The 12473-nt window shown below is 44.7% G+C and carries 11 protein-coding genes; 4 read left to right on the top strand and 7 right to left on the bottom strand.

What is annotated here, in order from left to right; all coding sequences use genetic code 11:
- Window positions 1–37: 37 nt before the first annotated feature.
- From GO495_RS14080 to sppA, 5 genes are all read right to left on the bottom strand, one after another.
- Window positions 38–535, bottom strand: coding sequence for a DUF2911 domain-containing protein (locus GO495_RS14080; RefSeq protein ID WP_157300337.1), 498 nt, complete (start codon window positions 533–535; stop codon window positions 38–40).
- Window positions 536–725: 190 nt separating this feature from the next.
- Window positions 726–1268 carry an SRPBCC family protein gene (locus tag GO495_RS14075; RefSeq protein ID WP_157300336.1) on the bottom strand — a complete coding sequence of 181 codons (543 nt, stop codon included), beginning with the start codon at window positions 1266–1268 and terminating at the stop codon, window positions 726–728.
- Between the two features lie 83 nt (window positions 1269–1351).
- Window positions 1352–1909 carry an SRPBCC family protein gene (locus tag GO495_RS14070; protein WP_157300335.1) on the bottom strand — a complete coding sequence of 186 codons (558 nt, stop codon included), beginning with the start codon at window positions 1907–1909 and terminating at the stop codon, window positions 1352–1354.
- Window positions 1910–1934: 25 nt separating this feature from the next.
- Window positions 1935–3029: an ABC transporter permease gene (locus GO495_RS14065; protein WP_157300334.1), complete on the bottom strand. Its 1095-nt coding sequence runs from the start codon at window positions 3027–3029 to the stop codon at window positions 1935–1937.
- 112 nt (window positions 3030–3141) lie between these two features.
- On the bottom strand, window positions 3142–4899 hold the full coding sequence (sppA, locus tag GO495_RS14060) for a signal peptide peptidase SppA (protein WP_157300333.1): 1758 nt from the start codon (window positions 4897–4899) through the stop codon (window positions 3142–3144).
- A 101-nt stretch (window positions 4900–5000) separates the two neighbouring features.
- Here sppA and folK point away from each other — a divergent pair, with 101 nt between their 5' ends.
- Together folK and GO495_RS14050 are read left to right on the top strand one after the other, a co-directional pair.
- Window positions 5001–5498, top strand: coding sequence for a 2-amino-4-hydroxy-6-hydroxymethyldihydropteridine diphosphokinase (gene folK / locus GO495_RS14055; protein WP_157300332.1), 498 nt, complete (start codon window positions 5001–5003; stop codon window positions 5496–5498).
- A gap of 3 nt (window positions 5499–5501) precedes the next feature.
- Window positions 5502–6125, top strand: a complete 624-nt coding sequence (locus GO495_RS14050) for a deoxynucleoside kinase (RefSeq protein WP_157300331.1) — start codon at window positions 5502–5504, stop codon at window positions 6123–6125.
- A 67-nt stretch (window positions 6126–6192) separates the two neighbouring features.
- Here GO495_RS14050 and GO495_RS14045 read toward each other — a convergent pair whose 3' ends face one another.
- The gene (locus GO495_RS14045) at window positions 6193–7425 is read right to left on the bottom strand and encodes a BaiN/RdsA family NAD(P)/FAD-dependent oxidoreductase (protein ID WP_157300542.1); all 1233 of its coding nucleotides are present in this window, start codon (window positions 7423–7425) and stop codon (window positions 6193–6195) included.
- Window positions 7426–7608: 183 nt separating this feature from the next.
- On the opposite strand from GO495_RS14045, the gene GO495_RS14040 reads away from it, so the two are divergent.
- A complete protein-coding gene (locus GO495_RS14040) occupies window positions 7609–10056 on the top strand; it encodes an MG2 domain-containing protein (protein ID WP_157300330.1) in 2448 nt (815 codons plus the stop codon).
- A gap of 393 nt (window positions 10057–10449) precedes the next feature.
- Here GO495_RS14040 and GO495_RS14035 read toward each other — a convergent pair whose 3' ends face one another.
- The gene (locus tag GO495_RS14035; RefSeq protein ID WP_157300329.1) at window positions 10450–11655 is read right to left on the bottom strand and encodes a hypothetical protein; all 1206 of its coding nucleotides are present in this window, start codon (window positions 11653–11655) and stop codon (window positions 10450–10452) included.
- A 290-nt stretch (window positions 11656–11945) separates the two neighbouring features.
- Here GO495_RS14035 and msrB point away from each other — a divergent pair, with 290 nt between their 5' ends.
- Window positions 11946–12470: a peptide-methionine (R)-S-oxide reductase MsrB gene (msrB, locus tag GO495_RS14030; protein ID WP_240915220.1), complete on the top strand. Its 525-nt coding sequence runs from the start codon at window positions 11946–11948 to the stop codon at window positions 12468–12470.
- Window positions 12471–12473 lie beyond the last annotated feature (3 nt).

Here is a 12473-nt window from a genome sequence, read left to right as displayed (position 1 = left end):
AGTAATACTAACGGCCCCTTTTTAAATGAATTTCAGTTTACTTTACAGGAACTTCAACGTGTGTCTGGTCCCACTCAACTACCAGTTTATCACCAGGTAATGTGATGGTCAGCTTTTCTACAGGAGCAGCAATTTTAGTTGCTTTTGCTTTTACTTCCAGTACGTTTTTACCTTTGATCTCATCATACTTATAGGCTCCCCATTGTTTCAGTTCGGAGTTCAGTATGAAAGTCCAGGAAGCTGCTTCAGGAATGGTGAACAGTGTATAAGTACCCGCTTTAACCGGTTTACCACCGAAGCTGCCATCTTTAGCGAAAGTGATTTCAGTGGCTTCGTTAGCACCTAAGCGCCAAACTTTCCCAAAAGGAACCAGTTCACCGAAAATAACTCTTCCTTTCTTGGATGGTTGTCCGTAGGCAATTTTAACATTTTTTCCTTCAGCAGTTACACGTGGGCTTACAGGCGCTTTGTCCTGAGCAGATACGAAACTGCTGGTACCGGCCAACAGTGCAAAAAATAGGAGAACGTGTTTCATAAACAATATGTTTAAATTTTGCAGAAAATTAAGCCTTTCAGTGGCAACAATAATTACCACTCATAGAAATTATGAATTATTTATCTACAAACACGGAGCTCTTACCGGAGCCTGATATTTGTAGCATTTTAATCCTGATAAACAGCATACAAGGCTTCGGTAGGAGCCCCATGTTTGTAGTCAACGGACTTTACTTTCCTTCGCAAATACTCTTTAGTTTAGTTAACCCGTCTTCTAATTGCGGGCCGGTGAGGCGGTCTGCCAGGAAACCCCTGAGCTTCCACCAGGGAAGGTAGCCCAGGTCTGTTTCCAATCTCCAGAGGATGGCGGTACCAGTACCGGTAGTTGCCGGTCTGAGATTAAAGGTAGCTTTCACGGATTTCATCCCTTCAAAATCCATATTATAATATACTCCTTTCAGAGAATCACTATTGGTAATCGTTACTTTGCCGGTTATACGTTTATCCGTTTGTACACCTGCCCAGGTATAATAAGCACCCGTTCCAAAAGCCGGTTCAGAATACCTGATTTCCTGTGCTGTACCAGGAGCCGCCCAGGGGTTCCAGTGCTGCCAGGTTTTAAGATCATTGATCTGGGCATAAACAGTACCTATAGGAGCATCAATGACGCCGGAGCGTTCTACAATAGCACGGGAAGGCAACAGGAGGGATAACAGGAAGATAAGTAACCCTATAAAGAAAACACTCAGTAAAAATAACTTGATAACGCGCATAAAATTAAATAACAGGCTGCAAATCTCGTCCTATTTCATGAATTTATTATCAGAATTCCGGTTATGTAATCAATACAATGCTGCTATGAATTATTTACAGATTCCCGGATACATCTTCTCTTCAAATTCTCAAGCCCTCTCTCAAAATCTTTCCCTATCCATTTATCCATCATCAGCCCCATCAATTTTCTTCCCGGATGTAGCCCCAACTCTGCCATTAATCCCCAGGTAACCAGTGTTCCCGCCCCCCTTTTGGCAGGTTCAAAACGGAAAAAGCACCTGGTCACTATCCGTTGTTTCATGAACTGCATATCCAGCGCTATATATTCGTGCAGGCGGCATTCCGTAATAGTAAGATGTCCTTTGCGTACCTTCCGGTGCTTGCTTTCCCACTGAAAACCAGCGCCCACACCGCTTTCCGTCTCGCTGTAAGTCAGCTGTAACGCGGGGTCCAGCTGATGCCAGGGAGACCATCCTTCCCAGTTCCGCAATGTATTTACCTGTTGAAAAACAGCGGGAATGGTAGTCGGCACTACCCTGGCCCGTACCACTTTAACAGTGGTCGGTAAAAACAGGCTGATTACAACGAGACCAGGAATGAGCACCGCCAATGCTCCCAGGATCATATATAAGGCTTGCATACCTAAAAGTTAGGAAAAAATCTGCTTATTCCCAGCGGAAAACCCTTACAGCTACTGCGTAGACTATTATTCCCCATAAAGTAATAACACCTAACTCCAGTCCAATGTTCCATAAATGCAGCCCTTCAAAGGCAATTTTACGGAAAGCATCATTCAGGTAAGTCAGTGGCATAATCCTGCACACAGGCTGTAACCAGGAAGGGAAAGCATCTACCGGCACAAAAGTACCTGCCAGCAGGAACTGCGGTAAAGTGATAACGTTGGCAATAGGCGGAATAGTACTCTCACTGGTAGCAATACCGCTCACCACGAAGCCGAAGCCCATGAATACCACTACCCCGAAGGCCGTAAGTAACAGCATTTCAAAGAAAGTACTCCAGCCATGTACCAGTGTAAAGCCAAAAGCAAAGTAGCCGATAGCCAGGATGATCACCGCACCTGCCACCTGGAATACCAGGCGTGCCAGTGCTTCACCCAGCACTATATAAATACGCCTGATAGGCGTAGCGAAGAAACGTTTTAATACCAGCGTCTGGCGCAGGTTAAAGAACAGGAAAGCAGTGCTGAACACAGCAGCGCTCAGCAAAGAAAAACTCAGCAGACCTGGCAGGATAAAGTCAATGGTTTTATACCGGCGGCCGGGTAAAACGATCATAGGTTCTATCCTGGCCACAGACTTACGCGGGTAGAACTTGTCATCTGCCTGGTAAATCACCCCTCTGAGAATGGAATTGAATAACTGGATCTTATCAGCAGAAGCTGTTGAGGTACTTACTTTTACATCACAGGCAGGAGCCGCACCATCTTTTGTAATATTAATAATAGCAGTGAGATGCCCTTTTTTCAGGTCGTCCTGCATCTCTGCAGCTGACTTATCCATGATCAGTTTCAGGGTTTTCTCTTTACGAAGCGCCTGGAATACGTAACTGGTCGTATCCGTGGCCTTATCCACCCCTATTTTAACAGATACCCCGTTATCACCGATAAAGCCGAATACCAGGATAAATACCAGCGGAAAACCCAGGCTGAAAATAACTGCCGAAGGACTTCTTAATATCGCTTTCAAACTCGCTTTGGCCATGGCCAGCAAGGCCTTCCATTGGTTATATTTCACCGCCATACTACTAGATCTGTTGCTTAAAAAATCGCGTAAAACTAGCTATTGTTTTGCTCATTCCATAAAAAAACCTGCCGTCACCGGCAGGTTTAAGTAGATTTTAAGTCATATATGCTTACTTCACATCCAGGTCGTACGGCATTCTTGCCTGTATTTCCCCGTTCATGTTCTGTATACGTTTCACCTGCAGGTACAGGTTATAATTCACGCCCAGTTCACTCTTAAGCGCGCTTGCGTCGGCTTCACCACCCAGGCTCTTCATCAGCTTCTCCATTGCACTCCTGGATTCAGGATATTCACGCAAACGGTAAGAAGATACTTTGGCCAGCTTTGCCGCACAGGCAATAGCGTCTTCAATACCACCGATACGGTCTACCAGTCCCAGTTGTTTCGCCTGTACACCACTCCATACACGACCCTGGGCAATACTGTCTACTACTGCGCCACTCAGTTTACGGCCAACCACCACACGACTTTTAAAAGTACTGTAGATGCTATCCACAGAACTCTGCATAAAGCGTTTTTCCACTTCATTCATTGGACGGGAACCGGTACCAAGATCAGCATACTGAGCCGTCTTTACCCCATCAAATGTTACCCCCAGTTTATTCTTAAAGAAGTTCTCCATGTTAAACACCATCCCGAATACACCAATAGAACCGGTTAAAGTATTCGGCTGTGCAAAAATAGAATCCGCCATACAGGAGATATAATACCCCCCGGAAGCTGCATAATCGCCCATAGATACTACCACAGGTTTGGATTTCTTTGCCAGCTCCAGTTCACGCCAGATCGTTTCTGATGCCAGGGCACTGCCACCGGGAGAATTCACCCGGAACACGATCGCCTTAATAGAATTATCCTGACGGGCTTTACGGATCAGTTTTATAAAATTACCACTGCTGATAGTCGTCTCATTATCATCATCTCCTCCTTTAATATCTCCCTCCGCATAAATCAGTGCTATTTTGCTATCGCCGTCCTTATAAACGATCGGTCTGGCATTGTCATAATCTTTCAGGGAAACAAAGTTCACTTTGTCGTTACCGCTCAGACCCAGTTTCCTCTTAATCTCGTCCATTACCTGGTCGTCATAACGCAGGCCATCTACCAGTTTGTATTTAGCGGCATCGTCCGCGCTCTGGATGAGGCCCTGATTAGCATAACCATGTAAAGTAGCGGTATCGATCTTACGGGACTCACCAATACGTTGCAGGAAGTTGCTGTACAGCTCTCCCAGGTAAGCGGTGGTCTGGATGCGGTTAGCGACCGTCATCTGCGTTTCACGCAAAGGCTCTGTAGCGCTTTTGAAACGTCCATCATAAAATATCTGCGGTTGTATCTCCAGTTTCTCCAGGGTACCTTTCAGGAACATCAGCTGACTGTAAAAACCGCCAAAGTCGATGCCGCCTTTAGGATGCACATATACCTTATCTCCCAGGGATGCCATGTAATAGCCCTGCTGGCTCATCGCTTCACCATAGGAATAAATGAATTTACCGGAATGCTTGAATTTCAGGAGCGCATTACGGATCTCTTCATTGGTAGCGAACCCGTTCACGTTATTATCTGCTTTCAGGTAAATTCCTTTGATATTATCGTCCGTAGCGGCATTTTCCAGTAAACGCACCACGTCGAAAAGACCGGGAGTGGATGCTGGTCCTTTGTGTAATATGGCCTTTACCGGGTCTACGCTTTTCATTTCATTATAGGGCTGACTGGTTTCTATTACCAGTACAGAATTGGGGTCCACGGTCAGTTGCTCAGGGGCAAGTGCTTTGCCTATCATGACAGACAAAATAATAATGCCTATAAATATCAGTACAACAAAAGCCAGTAATATGGCGAAGAATGTTTTAAAAAAGCTACGCATTTGTTACATATGGATTTAATAGTCAACCAGATAGTGGTTAATTGAAAACTCACTTTTCCCAAAAATAAAGAATATGTCTACTTTTGGGCCGTTGAAGATACATGAATAAAGCAATATTACTTATAGGTGGTAACCTGGGAGACCGTACCGGTCATCTGAAACAGGCGGTAGAACAAATAGGCATGCTGGTGGGGAAAGTAGAAAAAATCTCTGCTTTATACGAAACCGCTGCATGGGGAGTTGTGGAACAACCGGATTACCTGAACCAGGGTGTAGTAGTTTCGACGGAAATGGACGCATTAACACTGCTGCATACCGTACTGGAGATAGAACGCAAAATAGGACGCATCCGTCAGCAGAAATGGGGCGCAAGAGTGATTGATATCGATGTCATCTTTTATAATGATGAGATCATCAACCTGCCGGAACTCAAAATCCCACATCCGCAATTACAATTCCGGCAATTCGTATTAGTACCCTTACAGGAGATTATACCCGACTGGCAGCATCCCGTATTACATAAAGACATCAGCACCTTGTTACAGCAGTGTACAGACCCGTTACCTGCCATAAAATATATTCCGGAAGAAGTACACTAAAGAATGAACTATAAATACATCACAATTGAAGGGAATATAGGTGCGGGTAAAACCACACTGGCCAATAAACTGGCAGAACATTATAATGCAAGGATCATACTGGAAGAATTTGCAGAGAACCCGTTCCTGCCCCTGTTTTATGAAAAGCCGCAACAATATGCTTTTCCGCTGGAACTGTTCTTCATGGCCGAACGTTACAAACAACTGAAAGATATGCTGCAGGCACAGGACCTGTTCAGCAATCTCGTAATTTCAGATTACCTTTTCATCAAAAGCCTTTTATTCGCTAAAATAAATCTGAAAGAAGAAGAATATAATTTATACCAGAAATTATTCGAGATCATCAATCCTCAGTTACCTCAACCGGATTTACTGATCTTCCTCAACGCGCCTGTCACAAAGCTGCAACAGAACATCAAAACCCGCAACCGTTCTTACGAACAGCAGATCGCTGATGAGTACCTTGTGAGTGTTCATGATATGTATATGCAATATATCAGGCAACATCCCATACGTACGTTAATGATAGATACTACCAAAACAGATTTCCTGAAGAACCCCGCCGACTTTGATTCTTTATTAAATGCGCTGGAGAAGGAATATGAACCGGGCATTCACTATCTATAAATTATAAGAAAATAAAGATAAAGGGCGTTCTGTTATATACAACCATAGCAAAATGCCCTTTATCCTTTTACCCCTGTTTAGAGCTGATACTATTAGCCGCAATCCATCCGCTGGTCCACGCATGTTGAAAATTAAAACCACCGGTAATACCATCCACGTCCATCACCTCCCCCGCAAAATAAAGATTGGGAGCCAGTTTACTTTCCATGGTGGCAGGATCTATCTCCGATAACTGTATGCCCCCGCAGGTCACAAACTCTTCTTTATACGTTGTTTTCCCTTTTACTGTACATTCCATTACTACCAGCTGTTTCACCAGTTTGTTCACATCCTTCGCCGGTGCATCTGCCCAGCGAACTTCCTCCGGTAAACCGGCCTGTAACAACAAAAAGTGCCATAACCGCTGTGGTAATCCAAACGGATTTTTGGTATGCATTTTTTGTCCGCCCATGGAAAAGCGCAACTCCTTCATTTCTTCCAGCAGGCTGTTCTCATTAAATGCCGGCAGCCAGTTCACGATCGCCGTAAAGTTGTACTGCATCTGTGCCAGGTCACGCGCCCCCCAGGCAGACAGGCGTAATACGCCCGGACCGCTCATCCCCCAGTGAGTGATCAACAGCGGTCCTTTCTCCTGTAGTTTGGTACCGGCGATCTTTATATGTGCTTCCGGCACACTCACCCCCATCAGTTCTGTAATAGGGTTGCCCGGCATATTGAATGTGAACAGGGAAGGCAGCGGCGCTACGATCTTGTGGCCCGTAGCCTGTAACCAGGAGAACTTATCCGCCTGGGCATACCCACCGGCAGCCACACATACAAAGTCGGCCTCTAATACGCTGCCATCCTGTAAGCTCACCTTCCAGCCGTTGCCCGCCTGTGTTAAAGCGGTAACAGCGGTGCTCATCTCTATCTTTACGCGGTATTTATCTGCTTCTTTCAGCAGGCAGTCGATGATCGTCTGGGAACTGTCCGTATCGGGGAACATGCGGCCATCTGGTTCCGCTTTCAGGGTTACCCCTCTTTCCCGGAACCACTCTATGGTATCGGGCACAAAAAAGCGGCTAAATGCCTTTTTAACAAAATGCTGTCCCCTCGGATAATGTTTAGACATATATATGAGGTCGGGGGCATTATGGGTGACATTACAACGACCTCCACCTGATATTTTTACTTTTGAGAGTAATTTGTTGCTTTTCTCTATTAATTTGATTTCCAATGCGGGAAATAACTTTGCGGCATTAATTGCGCAAAAAAAACCGGCCGCTCCACCGCCAATTACAACTAATCTCTTGTTTATCATCATGTTAGTTTCAACCGTGCCTTCACGCCTATGCGTAACTCGCACTTATTTTGCAATAATAATTCAAAGATTTCACACCCTAATTTGTTAATAATTAATAACATTATTTGCATATATTATTTTTTCATACTATTTTGCATATTATATTTTTTGATACTATATTGTCGCAAATAATTGTTCCACATGCAATCTGGATTATCTAAAAAAAGAAACGGTTTAAAGTGGCTGCTCCCAGTCTGTCTGATGGGTATAACAGCTGCCCTTGCATTTTATCCCGCAGACGAGTGGCAGGATAAGATAACTCAAACCCTGGAGCAGTACAGCAAACGCTTCCCCCAGGAAAAAGTTTACTTGCAACTGGACAAGGATTATTATGCTGCCGGAGAAACCTTGTGGTTCAAAGCGTACGTTTTGTTACAAGGCCAGCCATCCCTCTCTGCTACAAACCTGTATGTAGAGTTGGTTGACAGATCCGGCAACGTAGCAATGAAAAAGTTATTATCGATCGGTGGCGGTACAGCTTCCGGCGCATTCGAAATTCCTGAACTTATTAAAGCAGGGCAATACCAGGTACGTGCTTACACCGCCTGGATGCTCAACTTTGATGCAGAGTTCCTGTATTACAAGAACATCGAGATTTTTGACCCTTCCAAGAACAGTGTGCAGCCGGGTGCTCCAAAAACCACCAGCGATTTCTCTGTACAATTCTTCCCTGAAGGCGGTAACCTGATAGCTGGAGTTGCGGGCCGTGTGGCTTTCAAGTCTATCGATCAGAACGGTTATCCTTCCGAAGTGAATGGTATCGTGCAGAATCTGAAAGGTGAAACAGTTGCCCTGGTTAAAACAACGCATGATGGGATGGGCATGTTTGAACTGACACCTGTTGCGGGGGAAACCTACAAAGCACTGGTGCAAACTAATAAGGGACAAAAAACAGTACTGCTGCCAACAGTGAAAACCGCTGGCGTAGGACTGAAAATCTTCAACAAAGGTACCCGCGTATTCTACCAGACCTTACCAGCTACCAAAGACAACCCTGTATATAATAACATGATGATTGTTGCACAGATGCAGCAGCACGTGGTATACAAGGCTAAACTGAATGCTGCTGAAGGACAGATAAGCGGTTTCGTACCAACGAAAGACCTTCCTTCCGGTATCCTGCAGTTCACTATCTTCAACAGTGAAGGATTACCGCTGGCTGAAAGGCTGGCATTCGTAAGAAAAGCTGATGCGCTGCCTATTGCCATCCAGAACACTACGATCAACACGCAACCAAGACAAAAGAATGTACTGGAGCTGAAAGTACCTGATACTTTGCTGACTAGCCTGTCCGTTTCTATCACCGACGCTGACCAGGTAGTAAAAGATGAAGACGAGAATAATATCCTATCCAATCTGTTACTGACTTCCGACATTAAAGGTTACATTGCGAATCCCTCACAATATTTCAAAGACATGGACCCGGCTACACTTAGTAACCTGGACCTGATCATGATGACAAACGGCTGGAGAAGGTTTAGCTGGGAGAAGATCCTGCATAACTACTTACCGGATATAAAATACCCTTACGAACAGGGTCTGTTGCTGAAAGGTATTGCTACTACCAATAAAGGCACTGTACCACTGGCAAACGGCAGAATAGACTTCGTACTGAAACAGCCAATCGATACTTCTACCGGTTTCTCTTCTGTAACTACCAATGATAAAGGTGAGTTTGCTGTAGACCGTCTGCAATTTGTGGATACTATCAACGTATTCTACCGTGCAAACGATCCGAACAAAACATGGAAAGACGTGGACGTGAAGTTCGAACCGCATTTCTTTGATAAGAACACCCCGGTTACAATGCCTTATCCTTTCAGAGAGCCGGCCGTAATCGACAATACCGTACTGCGCACCTTCCTGGCTACCGTGTCTGAAAGCAATGCAGTAAACAAATCTATCCAGCAGAAACCAATCTTCCTGCAAGAGGTGAACGTTCGTGAAAAACGCCTGAGAAGGGCACAAAGCACAGGAGACCGTTACACAACAGGTATGTTCTCTGCGGGTGATGGTCAGGGTTTTGACCTTACCAAGGATGAACCAAGTGCATTCACTATCTTCCAGTACCTGCAGTCAAAAGTATCCGGTCTTGTTATCAACACAACCGATGTTACCAAACCTGCTCTTACATGGCGTGGTGGTGCTCCCGTACTGTTCCTGAATGAAATGCCTACAGATATCAATATGCTGAATAACATCAGCATCAGTGATGTGGCTTACATCAAGGTGCTCCGTCCTACATTCGTAGGTGGTTTCGGAGGAAGCAGCGGTGCAATTGCGGTTTACTTAAGACGTGGTGGCGATAGCAGGGCTGATATCGATACCCGTGGCTTTGATAAATACAGGAAAGGAGGATACAACATCGTGAAAGAATTCTATGCACCTGATTATACCGTGCGTAAAGACATTCACATCTTACAGGATAAGAGGCTCACTCTTTACTGGAATCCAAACCTGGTGGCTGATACTTTAACACATACTGCTAAAATCTCCTTCTTCAACAATGACTTCACAAGACGCTTCCGTGTGGTAGTTGAAGGAATGGGCGAAGATGGCACGCTGGGACATATAGAGCAGCTTTACTAATAACATACCGACAAATATAGTATACAGAAAAAGGCCATGGTTCTTCCGAACTATGGCCTTTTTCTGTTATAATAATTATAACGGGACCAGCCATACGCAGGCTGGATTTTCTAACCTAATAAAAATGAATTCTTTAACATCGAATTAACAATAAAAAGCGTTTTAAAAACTAAGTTTGTACTGATAAAAGCAAAGCACGTTGTCCTTAACTTCCAGGCCTCTCACTTCGTACGTAAGCTGTGAGAGCTTGGGGGTCAGGGTTTATCACTCCTTACCGATTGAATAAAAATATTTCAAGGGGACAAGTACACTCATCTACTGCTAAACAATCAAGAACCAACTAAAAAAGGGCTCCGGTATTACCGGAACCCTTTTTACTTTTCATTTGTTTTTTTAATCTTTCAGCTTATGTAGATACGTAGATAACTTAAATAGCAATTCATCCTGTAAACCTGCACGCAGCTTGGCTTCTTCATCTGTAATGCCCAGGCGGCGCAGCCGCTGGTAAGAGCCGTAAGAGCTACCTATCAGTTCCAGGCATTCCTGTATCTTCTGCTTCACTTCCACCTCCTTGCTTCTCTTCTCAAATTCCTTTTTAGAAAGGATCTTTTCCACAAAGAACAAATTGTCTTTATCCTCTACCCATTTCTGTCCGTGTCTGTGCTGTGGTTTGTAAATTTCCAGGTAACAGTTGTCCAGGATCAGTTGTTGTCCGAACTCTGCACGTATATCTATTACCGTGGGTCTTTCTCTTCCTGTATCTGCCAGTTTCTTTTTAATAAAACTGTTTACTTCTGCTCCCAGTTCACCTGCACTCATCAACACCTGTGTTAAGGCTGTAAACTCCAGTATCACGGTTATATTACTAAAGCGGGAACCGGTTTTCAGTTTACCGACCAGGCTGGGTGTATCCTGTTCATCAAATACGATATCCTCTACCTCTATTTTGGTGACAGAGCGGAAGTTTGGCGTATATCCTTCAGTGGCAGGCGTGGCCTTTTTATTAGGCGCTTTGGAAGTATCCTGTCTGCGGGTGTACTGCACGAACTCGTCTACAAAACGCAGGTCCTGCTGTTTCACAATAGCATACAGCTCATGTGTCGTATAATGGATGATCTTACTCAGTAACAGCACATCATTCCAGCTATCAGCATGCTGTACCTTTTTCATCTCATCCAGTATATCTGCAGCGGGCATATTACGGCGGTATAACAACTCCCCTACCAGGAAAATCGCATACTCATTCACCGGGTAGCCTAACTCCGGTAACAGGTCGTACGGGCTCCGCTTTTGTTCCCTTGCCTGTCCCAGCTGATCTATATCAGACACCACCGGGGCCAGCAGGTACTTACGGGCTGCCTCCTTTAATTTCTTACTTACATAATCCAGCAGATGATCATTTACCTGGCTGTGACTCACAAAATCATGTAAAATCTGCACAAACCGTTTGGAGGTAGGCAAGCCAAACTGTAGCAGAATATCATTCTCCATCTCCGGCGCAGCTACCCGTCCGGCAGCTTTCCTGCCCGTTTTAGTGCGCGTTTCCTGCTGCTGGCAGTGCTGATAGTATTCCTGTAATTTCAGTTTAAGCTTATCCATATATTTATCTGATTAAATTCTTACATAGTTCATTCTGCCTGTTTGCTGAGGCTGGCAGAGAAATCCGTGGAATTCCGTGCACGCGACCGCATAGCAGATACAATTGCTTGTTTTACAATAAGTTATTTAATGGGAGTAATGTTAGTAATCTAATGGGAAGTCTGCAAACTTACACCTTTTAAATCAATTGTTATACTTCCGTGATACCTTTCTCTGTCATAGTTATGACCTTTAACGTAGAATTAAAGCCTCCCTGATCTACGCAAATAATCACATCTAAAACATTTATTATGAAAATTGGATTGATGATCATGGCTATACTGATTTCCAGTGGCTGCTATGCTCAGATTAAAGAGAAATACCCAGATCCGCCAAAGGCGAACAGCAAAACGGTTTACCCGGTACGGTACACGGAGAAAGAGTGGAAAGCCCGTTTATCGGGGAACCAGTACTATATTTTAAGGGAAAAGGGCACTGAACGGGCCTTTTCAGGGAAATACGACCATTTTTACCAAAAAGGCACTTACTACTCCGCTGCTTCCCTGCAACCGGTATTCAGTTCTGTCACCAAATTCAACTCCGGTACCGGATGGCCCAGCTTTTATGCGCCTATAGACCCGGATGCAGTGCGACTGGTACTGGATGACTCCGACGGGATGGAGAGATGGGAAGTGGTAGACAGTAAAACGGGCTCTCACCTGGGCCATGTATTTGATGACGGACCGGCCCCTACCGGAAAACGCTATTGCCTGAATTCAGGTGCGTTGATTTTTGTTCCGGAAGGAGGCAAAGCTCCTGTAAACGCTAAAAATTAATGA

Source organism: Chitinophaga oryziterrae, assembly GCF_009758125.1.
GTDB lineage: Bacteria > Bacteroidota > Bacteroidia > Chitinophagales > Chitinophagaceae > Chitinophaga > Chitinophaga oryziterrae.
Note: the sequence above shows the minus strand (reverse complement) of the source record. Positions and strands in the feature narration are given on the sequence as shown.